This window comes from Cellulomonas sp. KU4C, assembly GCF_056868065.1.
Map to the genome: position 1 here is coordinate 711,028 of NZ_CP200322.1, position 22,454 is coordinate 733,481.

General features: G+C 74.8%; 16 protein-coding genes and 1 pseudogene. 4 read left to right on the plus strand and 13 right to left on the minus strand.

What is annotated here, in order from left to right:
• Positions 1-26: 26 nt before the first annotated feature.
• The 4 genes from AC1VL8_RS03330 to AC1VL8_RS03345 are packed head-to-tail and all read right to left on the minus strand — an operon-like array spanning position 27 to position 6,003.
• A complete protein-coding gene (locus AC1VL8_RS03330; protein WP_389232389.1) occupies positions 27-674 on the minus strand; it encodes a GTP-binding protein in 648 nt (215 codons plus the stop codon).
• On the minus strand, positions 655-1,029 hold the full coding sequence (locus AC1VL8_RS03335; protein WP_389232392.1) for a DUF742 domain-containing protein: 375 nt from the start codon (positions 1,027-1,029) through the stop codon (positions 655-657). Before AC1VL8_RS03335 ends, AC1VL8_RS03330 begins: the two co-directional genes overlap by 20 nt.
• Before the next feature lie 8 nt (positions 1,030-1,037).
• Complete coding sequence (locus AC1VL8_RS03340; RefSeq protein ID WP_389232395.1) at positions 1,038-1,487, minus strand: roadblock/LC7 domain-containing protein; 450 nt, start codon at positions 1,485-1,487, stop codon at positions 1,038-1,040.
• A 43-nt stretch (positions 1,488-1,530) separates the two neighbouring features.
• Entirely contained in the window at positions 1,531-6,003 is a 4,473-nt protein-coding gene (locus AC1VL8_RS03345; protein ID WP_483074138.1) for a sensor histidine kinase, read from the minus strand.
• A 178-nt stretch (positions 6,004-6,181) separates the two neighbouring features.
• Here AC1VL8_RS03345 and AC1VL8_RS03350 point away from each other — a divergent pair, with 178 nt between their 5' ends.
• The 3 genes and pseudogenes from AC1VL8_RS03350 to AC1VL8_RS03360 all read left to right on the plus strand — a co-directional run bounded on the left by AC1VL8_RS03350 (position 6,182) and on the right by AC1VL8_RS03360 (position 9,838).
• On the plus strand, positions 6,182-7,165 hold the full coding sequence (locus AC1VL8_RS03350; RefSeq protein WP_483074139.1) for an NAD(P)H-quinone oxidoreductase: 984 nt from the start codon (positions 6,182-6,184) through the stop codon (positions 7,163-7,165).
• Between the two features lie 40 nt (positions 7,166-7,205).
• Positions 7,206-7,720: pseudogene (locus tag AC1VL8_RS03355) on the plus strand (bacterial proteasome activator family protein).
• A 231-nt stretch (positions 7,721-7,951) separates the two neighbouring features.
• The gene (locus tag AC1VL8_RS03360) at positions 7,952-9,838 is read left to right on the plus strand and encodes an RCC1 domain-containing protein (RefSeq protein WP_483074140.1); all 1,887 of its coding nucleotides are present in this window, start codon (positions 7,952-7,954) and stop codon (positions 9,836-9,838) included.
• A gap of 50 nt (positions 9,839-9,888) precedes the next feature.
• Here AC1VL8_RS03360 and AC1VL8_RS03365 read toward each other — a convergent pair whose 3' ends face one another.
• From AC1VL8_RS03365 to AC1VL8_RS03375, 3 genes are all read right to left on the minus strand, one after another.
• Positions 9,889-10,497, minus strand: coding sequence for a TetR/AcrR family transcriptional regulator (locus AC1VL8_RS03365; protein WP_483074141.1), 609 nt, complete (start codon positions 10,495-10,497; stop codon positions 9,889-9,891).
• Positions 10,498-10,520: 23 nt separating this feature from the next.
• Entirely contained in the window at positions 10,521-11,162 is a 642-nt protein-coding gene (locus AC1VL8_RS03370; protein WP_483074142.1) for a GNAT family N-acetyltransferase, read from the minus strand.
• Positions 11,163-11,247: 85 nt separating this feature from the next.
• Positions 11,248-12,177 carry an EamA family transporter gene (locus AC1VL8_RS03375; protein ID WP_483076178.1) on the minus strand — a complete coding sequence of 310 codons (930 nt, stop codon included), beginning with the start codon at positions 12,175-12,177 and terminating at the stop codon, positions 11,248-11,250.
• A gap of 332 nt (positions 12,178-12,509) precedes the next feature.
• Here AC1VL8_RS03375 and AC1VL8_RS03380 point away from each other — a divergent pair, with 332 nt between their 5' ends.
• Positions 12,510-13,448, plus strand: a complete 939-nt coding sequence (locus AC1VL8_RS03380) for a hypothetical protein (protein WP_483074143.1) — start codon at positions 12,510-12,512, stop codon at positions 13,446-13,448.
• A 2,056-nt stretch (positions 13,449-15,504) separates the two neighbouring features.
• Here the strand turns inward: AC1VL8_RS03380 and AC1VL8_RS03385 are convergent.
• The 6 genes from AC1VL8_RS03385 to serS all read right to left on the minus strand — a co-directional run bounded on the left by AC1VL8_RS03385 (position 15,505) and on the right by serS (position 22,373).
• The gene (locus tag AC1VL8_RS03385; RefSeq protein WP_483074144.1) at positions 15,505-16,470 is read right to left on the minus strand and encodes a carbohydrate ABC transporter permease; all 966 of its coding nucleotides are present in this window, start codon (positions 16,468-16,470) and stop codon (positions 15,505-15,507) included.
• Positions 16,467-17,456, minus strand: a complete 990-nt coding sequence (locus AC1VL8_RS03390; protein WP_389232425.1) for a carbohydrate ABC transporter permease — start codon at positions 17,454-17,456, stop codon at positions 16,467-16,469. The genes AC1VL8_RS03385 and AC1VL8_RS03390 overlap by 4 nt, the downstream gene beginning before the upstream one ends.
• A 90-nt stretch (positions 17,457-17,546) precedes the next feature.
• Positions 17,547-18,938: an ABC transporter substrate-binding protein gene (locus AC1VL8_RS03395; protein WP_389232428.1), complete on the minus strand. Its 1,392-nt coding sequence runs from the start codon at positions 18,936-18,938 to the stop codon at positions 17,547-17,549.
• A gap of 99 nt (positions 18,939-19,037) precedes the next feature.
• Positions 19,038-20,060 (minus strand): LacI family DNA-binding transcriptional regulator, encoded by a 1,023-nt coding sequence (locus AC1VL8_RS03400; protein ID WP_483074145.1) that lies wholly within the window; start codon positions 20,058-20,060, stop codon positions 19,038-19,040.
• Between the two features lie 193 nt (positions 20,061-20,253).
• The gene (locus AC1VL8_RS03405; RefSeq protein WP_389232434.1) at positions 20,254-21,066 is read right to left on the minus strand and encodes an HAD family hydrolase; all 813 of its coding nucleotides are present in this window, start codon (positions 21,064-21,066) and stop codon (positions 20,254-20,256) included.
• Positions 21,063-22,373: a serine--tRNA ligase gene (serS, locus tag AC1VL8_RS03410; RefSeq protein WP_389232437.1), complete on the minus strand. Its 1,311-nt coding sequence runs from the start codon at positions 22,371-22,373 to the stop codon at positions 21,063-21,065. The genes AC1VL8_RS03405 and serS overlap by 4 nt, the downstream gene beginning before the upstream one ends.
• Positions 22,374-22,454 lie beyond the last annotated feature (81 nt).

Sequence of the window (22,454 nt, forward strand, 5' to 3'; positions counted from 1 at the left end):
TCGGGACGCGCGGGTCCGCCGGACGGTCAGGCGCCGCGCAGACGCTCCATCGCGAGCTGGACCAGCGAGATCAGCGTCTGCTTGGTCGCGGTGCGCGAGCGGGCGTCGGTGTACAGCACCGGCACGTGCGCCGGGATGGCGAGCGCCTCGCGGACGTCCTCCAGCCGGTGCTTGGCCACGCCGTCGAAGCAGTTGACGCCGACCACGAACGGGATGCCCCGCGACTCGAAGTAGTCGACGGCCGGGAAGCACTGGTCGAGACGGTCGGTGTCGACCAGGACGACCGCGCCGATCGCGCCGCGCACCAGGTCGTCCCACATGAACAGGAAGCGGTCCTGGCCCGGGGTGCCGAACAGGTAGAGCCACAGCGAGCCCGGCAGCGCGATGCGACCGAAGTCCATCGCGACCGTGGTCGACGTCTTGCGGTCGGTCTGGCCGCCCGCGTCGTCGACGCCGACCGAGTGCTCGGTCATCGCGGCCTCGGTGTTCAGCGGCTCGATGTCGGAGATCGAGCCGATGAAGGTCGTCTTGCCGACGGCGAACCCGCCGGCCACGACGATCTTGACGACGGTGGGCGCGGCGCCCATCGTGCCCGCGTCGCCCGACGGGCGCGCGGTGGGGACGGCAGCGGCCTGGCCGGTCGCGGTGCCGGCGTCAGAGGGCGGAAATGCCATTGAGAACACTCTCCAGGACGCTGAGGGACAGGGCAGGCGACTGGCCGGTCTTCGCCTCGACCGGGTCGGACGTGTGGACCTTGATGAATCCGGCGTCCGCCAGGTCGGAGGTGACGATGCGCGTCACGCCCAGGGGCAGGTGCAGCAGCGCCGACAGCTCCGCGACGGAGATGTACCCGTGCGACGCGTGCTGCAGGATCGCGCGCTTCTCCGGCGTCAGGCCCTGCGCGGAGGCTGCCGCGGGCAGCATCTCCACCAGCGCCTCGAGGGGGTAGTCGGACCGCTCCGACTTCACCCGGCCGCCCGTGAGGGCGTACGGGCGGACGGTCCGCGTCTCGAACTCGCTCTCGCTCATCGGCTACCTCACGCAGACGGAGCGCGCATGGCGCCGTCGACGGGCAGGCTGCCGCGCATCTCGCTGATCAGCTGCGGGGTGAGCGTCGCCTCGGTGCGGGACACCAGCATCGCCATCTCGTAGCCGATGAGGCCGACGTCGCACGTGGCCTCGGCCACGACCGACAGGACGGACCCGTTGGAGACGCTCATGAGGAAGAGGAACAGGTTGTCCATCTCCACGATCGACTGACGCACGTCGCCGGCGCGCAGCTGGCGCGCCGCCCCGCGGGTCAGGCTGGACATGCCGGCCACGATGGCGGCGAGCTGGTCGCCGCTCGTCCGGTCGAGCTGCTCGGACATCGCCATGAGCAGACCGTCGGCCGACACCACCAGCGTGTGCCGGGTGCCGGGCACGGTCCGGACGAAGTTGTCCAGCAGCCAGCCGAAGTTGGCTGCCTCGGTGCTGAGGGTGGTCACACATCCTCCTGATGTGAAGCAGCCGGAGCTGCGGGGACGGGTGTCACCACGAGGGCGACGGCGGGACGGGCTGCTGGTCGGACTCGGTGCGGGGCTGCTGGTCGGGCATGGTACCCGGCTGCCCCTCCCCGGCGTCCGTGAGGGAACGACGCCCCCGCCGGCTGCCGGACTGGAAGCTCGACAACCGGGACCGCAGGCCGTCGGCGTCACGCGCCGGGGCCGGGCCGGAGTCCGGGGTCGAGATCTCGGGTGCCGCCGGGATGGCGGTCGGCACGCGCCGGGTGAGCGAACCGCCGGCGGGCACGTCGACCTGGGGCCGGTACGCGGACAGCTGGGTCAGCTCGCTCAACGCCTGCTCCTGGATGTCGGCGCGCAGGGAGAGCATCGCGGCCGCCTCGGCGTCCATGCCTCCGGGGCGACGGGGGGACTCGCCGGTCGACGCCGGGGTGCTCGCGGCGGCGGGTGCGGCCGCCGGGCGCGACGACCAGGTCGGGGCCGGGGCCGGCTGCGGGACGCTGCCGCCCTCGGGCGACCAGGAGGACGCCCAGGCGCTGATGTCCCGCGGGGCGCGACGCTCGGCGATCGGGGCCGCGGTCGGCTCCGGGACGGGCGGCGGCACGGCGCCGCGGGTCCGGGTCGGCAGCGGTGCGGCCGCCGGGGCCGCAGCGGCCCAGGTGGGCTCCGCGGGGGCGACGGGCGCAGGCGGGGTCGCCACCGGCTGCGCGGGCGCGACCTGCTCCGGGACGAGGGCCTGCGGGGCACCCCAGGAGGGGGCCTCGGCGGCGGGCGCGGGCGCCCACTCGGCCGGCGCCTGCGGGGTCCAGACCGGTGCTGCGGCGGCCGGCTGCTCCGCCTCGACCGCCGCGGCGGCGGCCGGGAGCCACGTCTGCGACAGCACGGGGACCACCGCCGGGGCGACGGGCTGCGGCGCGACCGGCTGGGGCGCGGGCTGCTGGACGACGGGCTGCTGGAGCACGGGCTGCCGCGCGACGGCCGGGGCCGGCGGCGCCACGGGCACGCCCGCCGGCGACGACGTGGCGGGCCAGGCCGGGGCCGCGGACGGCGCCGGCGTGGCGGCGACCGGGGCCGTCGGCTCGGCCTGCTTGCGCCGGAAGGAGAAGAACGACCGGCGCTCGCGCTGCCGGCGCGCGGGCTCGGCCGGCTCGTCACCCTGCACGAGGGAGGCGAAGTCCGGCAGGGCCGGGGCGGTGGGCGCGGCGGGTGCGGGCGCGGCGGGTACCGGCGCTGCGGCGACGGGCTGCGGCGCGGGCTGCTCGGCGAAGGCCTGGGGTGCGGGCTGCTGCGCGTACGGCGCGTGCTGCTCGACCGACTGCGGCTCGGCGTGCTGCGGCTCGGCGTGCCGTGCCGCCAGCGGCGCGGGGGACGACTCCGTGGGGACGGGCGCCGACCACGCGGGCGTCTCGGCCCAGGGAGCCGGTGCGGCGGGCGCCTCCTGCGACCACGACGGCGCCGGGGCGTCGTCCTGCCAGGTGGGTGCGGGCGCGTCGTACGACGGAGCCGGCGCGTCCTGCGACCACGCGGCAGCCGGGGCGTCCCACGAGGCGGCGGGCTGCTCCCAGCCGGGTGCGGCGGGCTCGCTGACGGTGGCGGCGGGCTCGGTGACGGTGGCGGCGGGCTCGCTCGCGGCCCAGCCACCGTCCCACGCGTCGCCGGCGTCGGGCGTCTCGTCGGGCACGAGGCCCGGCACGACGAACGCGGCGGGCTGGACGGGGGCCGGCTCGTGCTCGGGCTCGGGGGCCGGCTCGGGCTCGGGGGCGGTGCGGAACGCCCCGAGATCGGCGGTGGTGTCGGCGACGGGCTGGCGCGTGACCAGGGGCAGGTCGCCGGTCAGCGGCGCCGACAGCGCGTCCAGGCGCGCGTGGTCCTCGGGGGACAGCTCGGGCTCGTGGTCGGCCATCGCTGCCTCGAACGAGGCGGTGTCGAAGACGGCCGTGTCGAACACCGACGCGGCGGGGGCGGCGACCGGCTCGTGGGGCGCGTCCTCGGGGTACGCGTGCTCCTGCCGCGCGGCGTCCTCGTGCGCGGCGTCCTCGTGCGCGGCGTCCTCGTGCGCGGCCTCCACCTGCGCGGCGACCTCCGGAGCGGGTGCCTCGTGCGCGGCGGCCTCCGGAGCGGGTGCCTCGGTCCCGCCCGGCGCGACGGACGTGGCGGGCCCGTCCTGCTGGGGCGTCTCGCGCTCCCCGGCGGCGAGCTCGCGCGCCCGGAAGGCGGAGAACAGGCCGCTGCGGGGACCGGCGGGCGCCGCGGGGGCGACGGGGGCCTCGTCGACAGGCGGCAGCGCGGGCGTCCGGCTGGGCAGCGAGCCCCGGGACGGCAGCGCGGCGGGACCGGCGGCGGACGGGGCGACGGCAGGGGTCCAGCCGCTGGCCTCGGCGGTGATCTCGGGCGAGAGCGTGGTCTCGGTCGGCGCGGGCAGGACGACGTCCTGCTCGGTCGGCAGCTCGGAGCGGCCGCCCGCGGGCGCGTCGGCGGTCCGGCGGCGCGGCAGGCCCGTGGTCGTGGCGCCGTCGGTGAGCGCCGCCAGGTCGACGGGGACCGCGACCGGCGCGTCGGCGACCGGGACGGAGCCCGTGGCCGGACCCGAGGCGGGCCGAGCGGCGCCGGGGCCGCCGGTGAGCGCGGGGTCGTTCGACGTGAACAGCGCGACCGGGAACCGGACGACCGCGGCCGTGCCGGAGACGTCGCCGGTGGCGCGGACCAGGGAGACCTGGGCCCCGAGCCGCTGGGCCAGGCGGGCCACCACGAACAGGCCCAGGCGCTGGGCGCCGAGCGCCTCGGTCGGGGACGTGGAGGCGATGGTGCGGTTCGCGGCCTCGATCTCGGCGGGCGACATGCCCAGGCCCTGGTCGACGATCCGGACGACGACGTGGTCGCCGTCGACGCCGGTCTCGACGACCACCGGCGTGCCGGGCTCGGAGAACAGCGTCGCGTTCTCCAGCAGCTCGGCCAGCAGGTGCGCGGCGGCGAGGGCGTTGAAGCCGTGCATCAGCGGGTCGGCCCGCAGGTCGAGCTGGACGCGGTCGTACTGCTCGATCTCGGAGGACGCGGTGCGGACCACGTCGGACAGCGGCATCGCCTCGCGCAGGCGGCGGCCGGAGTCGATGCCCGCGAGCACGAGGAGCGACTCCGCGTTGCGGCGCATACGGGTGGCGAGGTGGTCGAGGCGGAACAGGTTCGCGAGGACCGCCGGGTCCTCCTCGGAGCGCTCGAGGGAGTCGATGAACGACAGCTGGCGGCCGAGCAGCACCTGGTCGCGGCGGGCGACGTTCACGAACATCTCGGCGATGGAGCCACGCAGCGCGGCCTGCTCGCGGGCCACCTGGATGGTGGTGGCGTTGACGTCGTTGAACGCCTGGGCCAGCCGGCCGACCTCGTCCTGGGACTCGACGGGGATGTCGGCGAGCGTGAGGTCGGGGCTCTCGCCCGGGACCGCCACCTGCTCGACGAGGCGCGGCAGCTCCTCGCGGACGTTGCCGGCCGCGGCCGTCAGGCGCCGCATCGGGACGACGATCCCCCGCGACACGATGAAGGCGATGACGATCGACAGCACGGCGGCGGCGACGGTCAGGCCCACGGTGAGCAGCGTCTGCTCCTGCGCCTGGGTGGCGAGGGCGTCGGCGTCGCTCGCGGCGGACTCGAGCAGGTCGGCGGCGACGGGGCGCAGCGCGGCGAGCTCGGCGTTGACGAGGCCGTTCCACCGCGTCGCGTCCAGCGCGGACACGGTGAGCTCGTTGCCGGAGGTCAGCGACAGCTGCATCGCGGTGAGGTCGGCGTCGCGCGACGGGAGCTGGATGTTCCCGATGCGGAGGTTGTTGGTCAGCTCACGGGCCTCGGACCGGGCGTTGTCGCCGACGGCCAGGAGGGCGGCCAGCTCGCGCACCGTGCCGGAGTCGGCGCCGTCGTCCGCGAGGACGTCGTCGGCGACCGGGCCGGCGCGCAGCACCTGCTCGATGGTCTCGGCGATCGCGGCGTACGCGGACATCTGGCTGGCCAGGGACCGCTCGGACAGCGTCTCGGCGACGACGCCGGTGACGTTGTTGTCGGAGTCGACGATGTCGGTGTAGTTGCTGGACACCAGCGTCGCGGGGATGGTGTCGGCGTCGACGCGGGCGCGGATCTCCGCGAGCCGCCCGTGCTGGGTGTCGGCGGTGACGACCGCCTCGCGGACGCGCGCGTCCAGCGCGGACAGGTCGAGCGCGCGGACCGCGTCGGTGAGCTCGGCGATCGCGGCGTCGGTCGCGGCGCGGGACGCCTCCAGGTTGCCGCCGAGCGGCTTGTCGTCCGCCTCCTGGACGGAGAGCGTGCGCTCCTGCTGGAGCGACTCGGCCGCGCGGCCGGACAACGGCAGCACCGCCACCACGTCGCGGACCGTGGCGGCCGTGCGGGCCTGGTTCACGGACTGCGCGGTGACGAAGGACGAGATCGCGAGCAGGACGAGCACGGGCACGGCGAGGACCGCCAGCACCTTGGCGCGGATGCCCAGCCTGCGCAGCATGTCGACCTGCCTCCCGTTCCCTGTCGTCCGCCCGGCGACCGTGGTGCGGCCGCCCGGCGCGGGCACCCCGTTCAGGGCGCCCGTCCGAACCTCATCGGCGCCCCACCCGCCCGACTGAAGCCCCGGGCGCACTTTCATCCGCTGTGTGCTGCGCCGACGCCGTGCGTAGGCTCGCACGATGCGGGTGGTGCAGGTCAAGGAAGCAGGCGGACCGGAACAGCTGGAGACGGTGGAGCGCGCCGGTCCCCGACCCGGCCCCGGTGAGGTCCTGGTGCGGGTCGCGGCCGCGGGCGTGAACCGCGCGGACCTCCTCCAGCGCCAGGGACACTACCCGCCGCCGCCCGGTGCACCCGACTGGCCGGGGCTCGAGGTGTCCGGCGTCGTCGCAGGTCACGGCCCCGGCGTGGACGTCGCCGCGTGGCCGCTGGGTGCCCGGGTCGCGGCGCTGCTGCCGGGCGGCGGCTACGCGTCCGAGGCCGTGGTCCCGGCCGGGATGCTGCTGCCCGTGCCCGACGACCTGGACCTCGTGGACGCCGCCGGGCTGCCCGAGGCGGTGCTCACCTCGTGGACGAACCTGGTGGACGCCGGACGGCTCGCCGCGGGCGAGGTGCTCCTGGTGCAGGGCGGGTCCGGGGGCGTCGGCTCGGTCGCGGTGCAGATCGGCGCGGCCCTGGGGGCGCACGTCGTCGCCACCGCCGGCGGGGCGGACCGGGCCGCGCGGTGCCGGGACCTGGGCGCGCGCGACGTCATCGACCACCGCACCCAGGACGTGGTCGAGGCGGTCCGCGCGGCCACCGGCAGGCACGGCGCGGACGTGGTGCTCGACGTCCTCGGCGCTGGTGGGCTCGCGACGCACCTCGCGTTGCTGGCCACCGGCGGCCGGCTGGTCGTGATCGGCACCCAGCGGGGCTCCCGCGGGGAGATCGACCTGGGGCTGCTGATGACCCGGCGCGCCAGCGTCATCGGGACGACCCTGCGCCCGCGTCCCCTCGCGGACAAGGAGCGGGTCGTGGCGGACGTGCGCGCCCACGTGTGGCCGATGCTGTCCGACGGGCGGCTGCGGCCGGTCGTGCACGCGCGCCTGCCGCTGGACCGCGCGGGCGACGCGCACCGGCTGCTGGACTCCGGCGAGGTGTTCGGGAAGGTGCTGCTCGTCCCGTGAGGGCGTGACGCACGGGCCGGGGCGGGGGAGGATGGCGGGCATGAGCGACCCGAGCACCCCCGGCGCCCCGACCCCGCGGATCGTGGTGGTGGGTCAGGACGCGCCCGCCGACGGCGAGGGCGACCCGGGTCCGGCCCCGGCCGGGACGGTCGGCCAGCCCGCGAAGGTGATGCGGATCGGCACGATGATCAAGCAGCTGCTCGAGGAGGTCCGCACGGCGCCGCTCGACGACGCCGCCCGCGCGCGGCTCGCCGAGGTGCACGAGCGGTCGCTGCAGGAGCTCGAGGACGGCCTGTCCCCGAGCTGGTGGAGGAGCTGCACCGGCTGACGCTGCCGTTCGGCGACGACCAGACGCCGAGCGACGCGGAGCTGCGGATCGCGCAGGCGCAGCTGGTCGGTTGGCTGGAGGGCCTGTTCCACGGGATCCAGACGGCCCTGGTGGCGCAGCAGATGGCGGCGCAGGCGCAGCTGAGCCACATGCGGGCGCTGCCGGGCGGCTCGGGTCCGGCGCACCCGGCGACGCAGGGCGACGCGGGGCCGGGTCAGTACCTCTAGGGCCGTGGCCCCGCCGCGGGCACTGCGTAGGTGGTCGGGGGCGACGGCGGACCACCGCTCAGCTGCGCCGCGGCCGATCGCGGCGCCGCAGGTCAGGTCGTGCGTAGGTGACGTCAGCAGTCCCGCCTGGGTACCGGAGCGGATCTAGCGTCCCCGTCGACCGGGAGCCACGCCGTGTGGGACGCGCCCGGCCCGGCCCTGGCGCCGGACCACCGAACGAACGGGACCACCATGTCCGCACCACTGAGGGCGTCGGCGCGCCTCCGCCGAGCAGGGGCCACCGCACTGGCCGCGGTCGTCGTGCTCGTCGCACCGTCCGCCGCGTGGGCGCTGCCCTCGCCCGACCACGGCCCCACGGCGGGCGGGACCCTGGTCGCCGGTCCGCTCCCGGAGCGGACCGACCTCGTCCTGTCCCCCGTGGGCGGGGGAAGCAGCGGGCGCCACACGGTGCTGCTCGACCCCGACGGCGCGGCGGTCGCGTGGGGGGACAACGTCGCCGGCCAGCTCGGCGACGGCACGACGACGTCGACGAGCCGTCCCGTCCGGGTGCTCGCACCGGCGGGCGTCTCGTTCACCCAGGTCGCCACCGGCGGGTCGCACACGGTGGCGGTCGGCTCGGACGGCGCGACGTACGCCTGGGGCAGCAACGCGAACGGGCAGCTCGGTGACGGCACGACCGCCGACTCCTCCGTCCCGGTGCGCGTGCTCGCGCCGGCGGGCGTCGAGCTCACGGCCGTCGCGGCGGGCGGCGAGTTCACCGTCGCGACCGCGTCCGACGGGACGCTGTACGCGTGGGGACGGAACAACTGGGGCCAGCTCGGAACGGGCACGACCGAGAACGCGGCCTCGCCCGTCGCGGTGACGACGCCCCCGGGGGTCACCTTCAGCGAGGTGTCGCTGGGGACCAGCGTGGCCTACGCGGTCGGGTCCGACGGCGTCACGTACGCCTGGGGCAGCAACACCCGGGGTCAGCTCGGCACCGGCAACCTCACCGCGTCTTCCGTCCCGGTCCCGGTCCGCACGCCCGTCGGGGTGACCTTCGCCCGGGTCGTGGCCGGCTCCACGCACGGTCTCGGCCTGACCGCCGACGGCGACGCGTACGCGTGGGGCCACAACATCTTCGGGACGCTCGGCGACGGGACGACGACGGACCGGTGGAGCCCGGTACCCGTGGCGCTGCCGGCGGGCGTCCGCGGGCTCTCGGCCGGCGCCGGGCAGTACCACTCGGTGCTGATCGGGTCCGACGGCCTCACCTACGCATGGGGGGACGGCACCAGCGTCGGCCACGGCACCACGGACGACAGCCCGACCCCGGCGCTGGTCCGGACTCCCCCTGGCGTGACGTTCACGCACGTCGCCGCCGGGTTGCGGCACACCGTCGCCCAGGGGTCGGACGGCCTCACCTACACGTGGGGCCAGAACACCGTCGGCCAGCTCGGCGAGCCGGCGGGGCCCGACGGATCGACCGTCCCCGTCGCGCTGCGACCGGAGCCCCTGGTCACCCAGGTCGCGTTCGGCGGCGTGCCCGGCACCGACCTCCGCCAGGACGCCGCGGGCTGGACGGTCACGACGCCCGCGGGCCTGTGCGGACCCGTCGACGTGACCGTCACGTCGCGCCTGCTGGACGTCACCACGACGACGTCCACGAACGCCTTCACCGCGGGGACCTCGCCGACGGTGACGCTCCAGCCGGTGGCCCCGCCGGCGGCAGGGACGGGCACCGAGGTGCGGCTCGTCGCGGCGGCCGAGGGCGACCCCGCGCCGACGGTGCAGTGGCAGCGGTCCGCGCCCGGGTCGGACTGGGCCGACGTCGTGGGCGCGACCTCCGAGGAGCTGGCCGCCCGGGTCGAGGACGGGACCCGGCTGCGCGCGGTGTTCACGAGCTGCGCCGGCAGCGTGACGTCCGACGTCGTCGAGCTCGCGGGCCTCCCGCTGCCCGGCGCGGTGCCCGCGGCGACCGCGGACACGGCCGCGACGCCCGGGACCGTCGACCCCGATCCCGCCGGCGTCGGCGCGCTCGCCACCACCGGTGCCCCGGTGCTGGTGTGGGCCGTCGGCGGTCTGGTCCTCGTGCTGGCCGGGTCGCTGCTCGTCCGCGCTCGGAGGCTCCGCGGTTGACGCGGGGTGGCGGCGCCGGGCTGGGGGGCGCGACGGGGTGGCATGGCGGGTCAGCGCGCCGCCGCGCCACCCAGGCCCGCGGCGAGCAGGGCCACCGAGGCGTCCGCCGCGGCGTCGTCCCGGGTGCTCAGCCACGCCGTCGTGACCCCGGTCGACGCCGCGACCAGCGTCTCGGCCAGCGCGCGTGCCGGGACCGCCAGCACCGCACCGGTGTCCTGCTGCCAACGGTCCAGCATCTCCTCGACGTGCTCGGCGTAGGCGACCTGCTCCCGGCGGGCGACGTGCGCGAGGTCGGGCGTGCGGGCGGCGACGGCCACGAGCTCGGCGGTCAGCAGGTGGTACTCGGGGTCCGACCGCACCCGGTCGAGCACCGCGCCGAGCGCCGCAGCGATGCCGGCCCGGAGGTCCGTGCCGCCGGCGACGGCGTCCCAGGCCCGGCCGAGCGACGCGTCGAGCTCCCGCTCCAGGAGCGCCGCGAACAGCTCGTCCTTCGACCGGAAGCAGTAGTGGAACGCCCCCTGCGGCAGGCCGGCACGCTCGGCGACCGCGCGGGTGGTCGCCGCGCCGACGCCGCCGGCGCGCATCACCTCGACGGCGGCGTCGAGCAGCTGCTCGCGCCGCTCGGCGGCGGGACGGTGCTCCCGGGTCGTGCGTGCCACCGTCGGGTCTCCTCGGGCCGGGGTCAGGACTGCCGCGCGAGGTCCCGGTCGAGCGCGCCGGAGCGCCACATGGCGATCGGCGCCGTCGCGCCGAAGCCCGCCACCCTACCGGTGGGGACGAACCCGAACCGGGCGTACAGGGCGGCGCTGCGCTCGGTCGACGCCTCCAGGTAGGCGGGTGCGGGCGCTCCGGACCCGTCCACCGCGCGGAGACGGGTGTGCAGCAGCGCCGAGCCGATGCCGCGACCGCGGGCCGCGGCGCTGCTGCCGATCGCCCCGAGGTACCAGTGCGGCTCCCCCGGCCGGGACGCGTGCAGGTGCCGGTCGAACGCCGCCCCGGCGCGCAGGCCGGTGACGCCGAGGGCCCGGACGTACGAGCCGACGTCGCGCAGCAGGTCGAGCAGGCCCTCCGACCGGTGCCCGGGCGCCGACCAGACCGCGACACCGAGCACGGCGGGGTCTCCCTCCGCGCGGGCCAGGTCGACGACGCCGTGCCGCAGGCCGCGCCGGACCAGCGCACGGAACAGGTGCGTGAGGCGCCGCTCGCGGTCGGCGGGGCGGCCGCCGACGAGCGAGGACATCAGCGCGTCCTCGCGGAAGGTGCCGGCGAGGACGTGGGCTGCCTCGTCGACGTGGACGGGCGCGGCGGGGGTGACGACGACCATGACGGCTCCTGACGGCGGGGACGACGAGCGGACCACCCCACCGTAGGCAGTTCAGGTCAGTTGACCAAGTCGTCCGACCGGATCTTCACCGGTCCCGCACGTCCGGGTCGGGCGACCGGCGCGTCGCCGTCAGCACGATGGCCACGGACACGCATCCCAGTCCCACGACCTCCCACCCGTGCGGCAGCTGCCGCAGCGCCACCGCCCCGACCACCGCGGCCGTCGCGGGCAGCATCGCCAGCAGCACCGCGAACGTCGCCGCGCTCACCCGGCGCAGCACCACCTGCTCGATCGCGTACGGCACCACCGAGGACAGCACCGCGATGCCCACGACCGCCGCGGCCAGACCGGCGTCGGCGAGCACCGGCGCGGCGGGGGCGGCGAGGAACGGCGCGCCGACCAGCGCGCCCGCGGTCATGCCGACCGCCAGCGAGGCGATGCCGTCGGGGCGGGGCCGGGGGTCGGGGCGGGGCCGGGGGTCGGGGCGCGGGCCGGCGCCCGGCACCTCGTCCACCTCGGCCCGGCCCACCGCCACGCGCCGCCCGAGCAGGATGTACCCCGCCCAGCAGGCCGCGGCGAGCCCGATGGCGACCAGCCCGCGCACGCCGTCCTCGCCACCGGCGCGCAGCTCGACGCCGGCCAGCGCGACCACTCCCGCCGCGGCGACGACGATGCCCGCCCGCTCCCGCCACGTCCGACCGGTGACCGCCGCGACCGCGACCGGCCCGAGGAACTCGATGGCGACGGCCGTCCCCAGCGGCAGCACGTCGATCGCGACGTAGAACGTCACGTTCATCGCCGCCAGCACCACGCCGAAGGCCGCCGCGGTCACCAGCTCCGCCCGGGTCCACCGCGCCCGCCACGGGCGCCGCCACGCGAGCAGCACCACGGCCGCGACCGCGATCCGCAGCCACGCGACCGTCGGCGCGGCCACCACGGCGAACAGGGCCACCGCGAGCGCCGCGCCGCCGTACTGCGCCAGGCCCGAGACCAGGAACAGCCCGGGCGCGGGCACCCGGCCGAGGGCGCGACCCGCGCCGGCGCCCGGGGTCATCGGGTCGGCCCCTCGCCGCGCATCTCGTGGCCCTTCCCGTCGCCCTGGCGTGCCGGTGGCCGACTGTACGCGGGCCGCACCGACACCCGTGCGACGCCCGGCGAGCAGGACCACAGGGAACATCTCGGGCATTGCGTCAGCAATGTCGCCCGAATAGTCAGGAATGCGATGTTGGTACTTTCGGCGCGCCCGCACATGGCATTAGCGTCGCGACGGTGCGAGGCGATCATCGACGACGCTGGTGCGCGGTCCTGGCGGCCGCGGCGCTGGTCCTGACGTCAGGAGGCTGTGCCGTGGTGCCGTTGCTGGACGCGATCGGACCGGACGAACCCGTGCTCGTGACCGTGGCCGAGAAGGAGCGGCTGGGGTACTTCCGCCCGGAGGACTCCCGCACCCCGGGGTTGCAGCGCAAGGTCTGGGAGCACCGCGAGCAGATCTACTCCGTCGTGCAGCCGTACGTCGAGCGCGAGCTCGGCCGCGAGGTGCGGATGACCGGGATCAGCACCGGGTACCCCTACTCCGCGGCGAACGTCGAGTGGCGGACCGCGGACGAGCCGATCGTGGCGTCGTACGAGTTCGTGGAGATCGAGGCGGACGGGACCCTGAAGTCGGAGGCGCACATCTCGCGCAGCGGCGGGGACGTGCTGTCGCCCTTCGACGTGGACTCGATCTACCACCTGGCCTACCGGGCGGAGATCCAGGCGCTGCGCGACCACCTGGCGACGGCGTACCCGCACCTGGCGCCGCTCCCCGAGGGCTACGCGGAGGCCATGTCCCGGCCCGACCGGACGTTCCGGTTCCGGTTCGACGGCGAGCGGCTCGAAGACGTCCCGGCGAGGCTGGCCGCCGAGGACGCGATCGAGCTCGCCTACCGCGACGACCACGACCGCACGGACGCGGAGTGGCGGACGATCGTCGACGCCGTCGCCGGGGACCTCACCTGGTCGATCCAGATCGACCTGGTGCACACCGACCCCGCGGCCGAGGTGACCCGTGAGGACACCCTGCGCCTCGCGGACGAGCTGCGCGCGCACCCCCTCTTCGCGCCGTACACGGCCTGGGACGTCCGCGTCGCGACCCACCTCATGACCCGCGACGGGAACGACTTCCACCACGAGGTCGGGGTCTGGGCCGACCGCGACCGGGTCGAGTGGCGGGTCGACGAGACGCTCGACGGCGGCTCGATCAACTGGCGCGACGACGAGACGACCGAGCCGGAGTCGGCACCGTGACCGGGCGACCGGGCACGGACGACGACGACCTGATGGACCTCGCGAGCAGGTTCAGCTACGAGAAGGAGCTCAAGCGCGGCGCCGTCGTCGACCCCAACGGCAAGCCGTTCGTCGTGGTCGACGTCAAGCACGACACCGTGACCGGCCTGGACGCCTTCACCTTCCGCAACATGGCGACCCTGGAGCTCACCGTCGGCTTCCAGGGCACCCAGGGCGGCACCGACGTGCGCCAGGACATCGCCCTGATCACCTCCCTGACGCCGTCGCAGTTCGCGGCCGCCGAGGCCTACGTCCTGCAGGTGGAGCGCGACCGCGGCCAGGTCGTGTCGTCCGTCTGCGGCAACTCGCTCGGCGGCGGGCTGGCCGCCTACGTGTCCGCGAAGAACCCCCGGATCCGGGCCGTGACGGTCAACCCCGCACCGGTCCCGCACGCCGTCGCGGACGTGCACGCCCCGCAGGTGCGCAACTACATCACCCCCACGGACCCGCTGCACCGGGCGGTCGTCGCCGGCAAGCTCGAGAGCCGGATCCTCGGGGAGCAGGTGCGGATCGCCGGCACCGGGTTCAACCTCGCGTTCCTGGGGGCGAACCACGTCGGCAGCGACCGCTCGGACGGGGTCTACGACGCGTCGATGGGCGTGCCGTTCTCGCTGTTCCACCCCGGCGTGGTGCTCCGGTCCGACGGCCACGGGGCGCTGCGACGGCCCGGCGCGCCGGTCGCGGTGGACGCGGACGTCCTGGGGTGGATGGGCGCGAGCCTGTCCCGGCAGCGCGAGGACCTCGTCGCGGTCCTGGCGTCCGAGCTCGACGACGTCGCCGACACCCTGCGCGCCCACGAGGACGACCTCGACCGGCGCGCCGCGCAGATGCGCGAGTCGTTCGCGGCCGACGTCGACGAGGCCTACCGGCCGGTGCGCCGCACGATGTCCGACGTGGTCGAGCAGATCGACCGGGCGCTGCGGTCCCCGTGGGTCCGGATGCGGCCGCCCGGGCCGCTGCGGGTGCTCTGGACCCCGCTGCGTGATCCCGTGCTGGACGCGCTCGCCGACCTGGCCGCGGGGTGCGGCCGGGTCGCGGACTTCGCCACCCGGCTCGGCGCCGTCCAGGTCTGGGACCTGTGCGAGCAGGGGTTCCTCGCGGAGTCCCGCCACCTCACCCGGTCGCTGCTCGACAGCAGCGAGGACCTGCGGGCGGACCTGCGCCTCGTCGACGACAAGTGGCTGGCGTTCGCCGCCGGCACGCAGACGCTGGGCACCGCGCTCGCCCAGGTCGACCAGGACCTCGCCGCCGCCATCGCCGGGCGCACCTGCCCGCCCGACGCGCTGCCGGCGAGCGCGCCGCCCTGGCCGGCCGGGTCCGCGTCGCCGTCCGTGCCCGACGCCCGCGCCCGGTCGCTCCGGGACGCCGTCGAGCAGCGGCAGGACGCGGCCGGGACCCTGGCCCGCGAGCTCGCCTCCGACCTCGCGGAGCTGCTGTCCCAGCTCGACCTGGCGTGCACGGTGGCGGTCGCGGCGGTCGAGGTCGTCGGCCTGGCACTGACGACCGCGCTCCGGGGCGTCCGCGCCGGGATCGGCGCGTACCTGCTGACCCCCGTCGGCCTGGCCATGACCGCCGCGGGCTCGACCGGGGACCTGCGCCGGTTCGACGACGAGCTGGAGTACGTCACCACGTGCGTCCGCGTCGAGCTCGAGCGCGTGGAGGACGACATCCGCCGGGTGCGCAGCACGCTGGGCGAAGCTGCCCGACCTGGTCGACGAGCTGGTCCCGTACCTGCGCGACACCTTCCTCGCGGACGCCGTGCTGGAGGCCGCCGAGGACGGGTACCGCCGGTGCCGCAACCTGGTCGACCGGTCCCGGCTCGCGTTCGCGGAGGTCGCGCACCACCTGGACGACCACGCAGCCGACGCCGTCGACGCGCTGGCCGAGAACGCCCGGGACCTCGGCGCCGACCTCGACACCGTCCACGACGCGCTGTCCGCGATGATCGGCTGACGACGCACGACGCCCCGGCCCCCACGACGGCGGGGACCGGGGCGCACGGCTCGCGACCGGCGGCTCAGCCCTTGACGGACCCCGCCAGCAGGCCGCGGACGAAGTACCGCTGGAGCGAGATGAACACGATCAGCGGCACCACCATCGAGATGAACGCCCCCGCGGTGAGCACGTGCCAGTCGCCGCCGCGGCTGCCCGCCATCTCCGCGACCGCCACGGTCAGCGGCCGGGAGCCGGTGTTCGCGAAGGTGAGGCCGACCAGCAGGTCGTTCCACACCCACAGGAACTGGAAGATCCCGAACGCGGCGATCGCCGGCACCAGCAGCGGCATGAGCACCTGGAAGAAGATCTTCACGTGCCCGGCGCCGTCGACGCGCGCCGCCTCGACGAGCGAGGCGGGGATGTCCTTCATGAAGTTGTGCAGCAGGAAGATCGCCAGCGGCAGGCCGAAGATCGAGTGCGACAGCCACACGGTCCAGAACGAGCCCTCGATTCCGAACCCGACGTAGTCGCGCAGCAGCGGCACCAGCGCCACCTGGAGCGGCACGACCTGCAGCGCGAACACCGCCACGAACAGCAGGTTCCGGCCCCGGAAGTCGATCCACGCGAACGCGTAGGCCGCGAGCAGCGCGATGGTGATCGGGATGATCACGGCCGGGATCGTGATGACGAACGAGTTGACGAAGTACGTCGCCAGGTTCGCCCCGGAGCCGAAGAGCGCCTGGTCGTAGTTGTCGAGCGTGAACTCGGCCTCGCCGTTGAACAGGCCAGCGAACACCGACCACCAGCCGGAGCGCCGGATGTCGAGCTCGGGGCGGAACGACGTCACCAGCAGACCGACCGAGGGGATGGTCCACAGGATCGCGATGAGGATCGCGATGAACGACGCCCAGGGCGACGAGAGCTTGCCCTTGGTGGCGATCGCGCGCTTCTCGAGCCGGCTCAGCTCGCGCAGCTGCCCGTTGCCCGACGCGGTCTCGTCGATCGCCTGGCCGACGGGTGCCGTCGGCGGGAGGGGGGTGGTGGTCATCGGATCTCCTCCGACTTGCGCAGCTGCCGCACGTTGTAGATCACGATGGGGATGACCAGGATGAACAGGATCACCGCGAGCGCGGCGGCCAGCCCCTGGTTGTTCTGCCGGAACGCCTGCGTGTAGAACTCGTTCGCGATGACCTGGGTGTCGAACTGCCCACCGGTCATGGTCCGGACGATGTCGAACACCTTGAGCGTGCCGATCGCGATGGTGGTGAGCACGACCACGAGCGCCGGCCGGATCGACGGCACCGTGATGAACCGGAACATCTTCGCGCCGTGCAGGCCGTCCAGGCGGGCGGCCTCGACGATGTCGTCCGGGATCGCCTTGATCGCCGCCGACAGCACCGTCATCGCGAACCCGGTCTGGATCCACACCATCACGACGATGAGGAACATCGTGTTCCAGGGCCCGTTGATGAGGAACTGCTGGGGTTCCAGGCCGATCCAGACCAGCACCTGGTTGAGCAGGCCGGTCTGCTTCACGCCCGGCTGGTTCGGGCGGAACTCGTAGACGAACTTCCAGATGATCGACGCGCCGACCATCGAGATCGCCATCGGGATGAAGACCAGGGCCTTCGCGAGGCGCTCGAACCGGGTGCGGTCGACCAGCACCGCGTAGACCAGGCCGATCAGGGTGGACCCGATCGGCACCAGGATCACCCAGACCGCGGTGTTGGCCAGCACGCTCTGGAACTGGCCCTCGGTCACCGCGCGCTGGTAGTTGTCCAGCCCGACGAACTCGTTGCCCCGCCGGTCGAAGAACGAGTTCCAGATCGTGATCAGCGCGGGCCGCACGAGGCCCCACGCCAGCAGCAGCAGCGCGGGCCCGGCGAACGCGGTCGCCACGACCCACTTCGGGATCCGCTTCGGTCGGTCGACCAGGAAGAGGATCGCCCCCATCACGACCACGAACAACGCGATCGCCACGAACATCAGGGCGAACTTCTCGCCCACCGTGCTCGCATTCGTCAACCAGTCCATGTGCCCCTCCGAGCCAGGTCGGCCCGCCCGGCCGGACGAGGGAGGTCCCCCGTCCGGCCGGGCAGGCCGGTTCCGATCAGTGCCTGACGGTCAGGACGACGCCGGCCAGGACGCCTCGATCTGGTCGGTGACCTCCTGGGTCGACGAACCGGTGAACCAGTTGACCATCCCGGTCCAGAACGTCCCGGCACCGACCTCGCCCGGCATCAGGTCGGACGCGTCGAACCGGATCACCGAGTCGGGGTTGGACAGGATCTCGGCCGACAGCTTGTCGAAGTCGGTCGCGAGGTTCTCCGGGTCGAGCCCGTTGTTCGCGCTGACCCAGCCGCCCATCGGGGTGGCCTTGGCCTTGGCGTTGGCCCAGTCGGCGCTGGACAGGTACGCCTGGAACGCCTGGACCTCGGGACGGTCGTCGAACGCCGCCACGAACTCCGCGCCGCCGAGGACCGGCTTGATGTCGGTCTGGTTGGTCGGCAGGTAGAACGCGTACACGTCGCCGTCCTCGGCGACCTCCGTGCCCTCCGGCCACTGCGTGGCGTAGAAGTTCGCCGCGCGGTGCATCCAGCAGGTGCCGTCGAGGATCGGGAAGCCCGCGTCGGTCCACGGGGTGGTCGCGATCGAGTCGACGCCGCCGAGGCCGGCGTTCACGAACTCGTCGTTCTTGAGGATCTCGCCCGCGGTGTCGAACGCGTCGACGATCTGCGGGTCGTTGAACGGGATCTCGTGGGTGTACCACTGGTCGTAGACCTCGGGGCCGGCGGTGCGGAGCACCACGTCCTCGATCCAGTCGGTGGCCGGCCAGCCCGTGGCGTCACCGGACTCGACGCCCGCGCACCACGGCATCGCGCCGTCGTCGACGATCTGCTGGGACAGGTCCATCATCTCGTCCCAGGTCTCGGGGACCTCGTAGCCGGCGTCCTCGAACATGGCCGGGGAGTACCAGACGAACGACTTGGCGTTCGCGCCGAGCGGGGCCGCGTAGAACGTGCCGTCGACCGAGCCGTACTCCTTCCACGACTCGGTGAAGAACTCGTCCACGTTCGCGTTCACCGCGTCGGGGGCGGGCACGATCGCGTCCGGGAAGTCCTGGACGATCGTCTTCAGCAGGCCGGGCTGGGGCAGGTAGGCGATGTCGGGCGCGTTGCCGGCCTGGATGCGGACGAGCAGCTGCGCCTCGAACTCGCGGGAGCCCTCGTACTCGACGGTGACGCCGGTGCACTCCTCGAACGGGTCGTAGGAGTCCTCCTGGGTCTGCTGCTCGGGCTCGACGATCGACGTGTAGATCGACACGGTCGTGCCCTCGAGGTCACCGAACTCCTCGTAGGGGGCGCAGTCGATCTCCGACGCGGCGCCCGTGTCGCCGCCCGAGTCGTCCGTGCTGCCGCCTCCCGAGTCGCCACCGGAACAAGCCGTGAGCGCGAGCGCCAGCCCGAGCCCGCCGGCGATCGCGGCACCTGTGCCGCGACGACGAATCCTGGTCATGCGTTGCCTCCACCTCGTCGTGGTAGCCCGAGGCGGGGGACGCCTCGGTGCGTGGGCACCATGCAAGCGTTTACATGGCTCGCGCACAACCACTTCGGGCTAGACCGTGGTCACAATTCGGTCACAGGGAGGGGCCGTCGAACCCCGGTCGACCAGCACCGTCGGGAACACGACGTCCGCGGGGACCGGCGTCCCGGTGATCATCTCGAGCAGCATCGTGGCCGCCGTGACCCCCTGCTCGTGCGCGTTCTGGGCCATCGTGCTCAGCCCCAGGTGCTCGCCCATCTCGTGCCCGTCCACCCCGACGACCGACACGTCCTGCGGCACCCGCAGCCCCCGGTCGCGCAGCGCGAGGACAGCGCCCATCGCCATCTCGTCCGACGCAGCGAACACCGCGGTCACGTCCGGTCGCCGGTCCAGCAGCGCGTGCATCGACGCCCGGCCGCCGCGCACGTCGAAGTGCCCGTGCACCTCCAGCCCGGCGTGCGCCAGGCCCCGGTCCCGCATCTCCGCCTGCCAGCCCTGCGCCCGCCGCACCGCGGGCGACCACGGCAGCGTGTCGTCCGGCTCGCCGCTCAGGTGCGCGATCACGACGTGCCCGAGGTCCGCCAGGTGCGCGACCGCGCGCCGGGCCGTGGCGACGTCGTCGACGCCGACGGTCACCTGGCCGGGCGCCCCGGCCCCGACGAACACCAGCGGCAGCTCCAGGCCCTCCAGCGTCGCGACCTCCTCGGCCTCCAGCGGCAGGCCGACGACCAGCACCCCGTCCACGCGCCGACGGAGCACGTCGGGGTCGACCGGGCGCCGCCGCCGCTCGCGGGAGACCTCGAACGTGTACAGCAGCGCGTCGAACTCCTCCGCACGCAGCGCCCGCTCGGCCCCCTCGATCACGTTCGCGAAGAACCAGTGCGCCACCCACGGCGTGATGAGGCCGATCGTCCGGGTCCGGCCCGAGGCCAGCGAGGCGGCGGACGGCGACGGGACGTAGCCGAGCTCGTCGGCAGCACGACGCACCCGCTCGCGCGTGGCCGCCGTGACGTTCGGCAGGCCCCGCAGCGCGCGGGAGACGGTCGCGGTGGACACCCCGGCCGCCCGGGCCACGTCCACGATGCCGTGAGCCATGCGGGGGATTGTGCTCTGCGCCGACCGGGCGGGTCCACCCTCATCGACACCGGGTTGCCGTGGGAGCGCGACCGCATCGTGCGGGACGGCACGTGCCGTCCCGGGGACGCTGGGTTCGCGCGCGCACGAGCACTGACGTGCCCGTCAGCGCCTGTCAGTGCCGGTCAGCGCCTGTCAGTGCCCGTCGGGCCCGTCAGCGCCCGATGCTGCGCAGCACCGCGACGGCGCCGTCGTCGTCGATCGAGCCGGTGACCTCGTCCGCCGCGAGCCGCACGTGCTCGGACGCGTGCCCCATCGCCACCCCGCGGGCGGCCCAGCGCAGCATCTCGACGTCGTTGCCGCCGTCGCCCACCGCCACCGTCGCGAACGGCTCGACGCCCAGCGCGCGCCGGACCTCCTCCAGCGCGCTGGCCTTCGACACCCCGCCCGGGGTGAGGTCCAGCCAGGCGCTCCAGCCGACCGCGTACGACACCTGGTGCAGGCCGACCCGCTCGACGAGCGCGTGGAACTCCTCCGGCGTGCTCCCCGGGTCCCGGACGACGACGCGGGTCGCCGGCTCGGCCACCAGGTCGTCGAACGGCACCACCGTCTGGTCGCCCGTGAGCTCGTTCTCCGGGAACGCCCGCGACACCTTGAACCCGTGGCCCAGGTCCTCGACGGCGAACAGCGCGTCGGGCAGCTCCATCTGGAGCAGCCGGAGCGCCGGCTCCGGGTCGAACGTGATCGTGCTGGTCACCTCGTACCCGCCGGGCAGCGACGGGTCGAGCCGCGCCGTCACGGCGCCGTTCGAGCAGACCACCCAGCCGGACGTGATCCCCAGGTCCTGCGCCACCGGGACCGCGCTGCGCACGCCGCGACCGGTCGCGAGGACGACGTGCGCCCCCGCGTCCCGCAGCGACGCCAGGCAGCCGCGCACCTCGTCCGAGACCACGCCGTCGTAGGTGAGCAGCGTGCCGTCGACGTCCAGCGCGACGAGCGTGCCGGCCGCGGTGCGCGGGTGGGTCATCGGGATCCGCCTCCGGTGGTGGCGCGGGCCGTCGGCTCGAGGACCTCGAGGCCGCCCAGGTACGGACGCAGCCCCTCCGGCACCCGGACCGAGCCGTCGGCCTGCTGGTGGTTCTCCAGGATCGCGACGATCCAGCGGGTCGTCGCGAGGGTGCCGTTCAGGGTCGCGACCGGACGGACCTCGCCGTCCGCGGTCCGCTCCCGGACGCCGAGGCGCCGGGCCTGGAACGTCGTGCAGTTCGACGTCGAGGTCAGCTCGAGGTACCGCTCCTGGCTCGGGAGCCACGCCTCGCAGTCGAACTTGCGCGCGGCGCTCGACCCCAGGTCCCCCGCCGCCGTGTCGATCACCCGGTACGGCAGGCCGGCCAGGGCGAGCATCTGCTCCTCCCAGCCCAGGATGCGGCGGTGCTCGTCGGCGGCGTCCTCGACGGTCGTGTAGCTGAACGCCTCGACCTTGTGGAACTGGTGCACCCGGATGATGCCGCGGGTGTCCTTGCCGTACGACCCGGCCTCGCGCCGGTAGCACGCCGACCAGCCCGCGTACCGCCGCGGACCCGCCGACAGGTCGAGGATCTCCCCCGAGTGGTAGCCCGCGAGCGCCACCTCGCTGGTGCCGACCAGGTACAGGTCGTCGGCCTCCAGGCGGTAGATCTCGTCCGCGTGCGCACCCAGGAACCCGGTGCCCGCCATGATCTCGGGCTTCACCAGCGTCGGCGTGATGACCGGGGTGAAGCCGGCGGCGAGCGCGCGGTCGACGGCCGCGTTCAGCAGCGCGAGCTCGAGGCGGGCGCCGATCCCGGTCAGGTAGTAGAACCGCGCGCCGGACACCTTGGCGCCGCGCTCGGTGTCGATCGCCTGCAGGCCCTCGCCGAGCTCGAGGTGGTCGCGCACCCGGAAGTCCGCGCCGTACTCGGCCCCGAAGTCGCGCGGGGTGCCCTCGTGCCGCAGCACGACGTAGTCGTCCTCGCCGCCGGCCGGGACGCCGTCCTCGATGACGTTGCCGATCCGGCGCGCGAGCTCGGTGGCGTGCGCCTCCGCGGCGTCGGCGTCGGCCTGCAGCGCCTTGACCTGCTCGGCGAGCGTCTTGCCGCGGGCCAGCAGCGCCTGCTTCTCGTCGCCCTGCGCGGACGCCACCTGCTTGCCCAGGGACTTCTGCTCCGCGCGGAGCTGCTCGAAGTCGGTGAGCGCGGCGCGGCGGCGGGCGTCCGCGTCGAGCACCTGGTCCACGAGCCCCGGGTCGTCCCCGCGGGCCACCTGGCTGGCGCGGACGACGTCGGGGTCCTGCCGGAGCAGCTTCAGATCGATCACCAGGCGAGCGTACCGACCGCCGCCACCCCGGCCCGCCCCCAGTCCCCCGGGTGGATCCACCCGGTCCGGGATGGCGGGGTC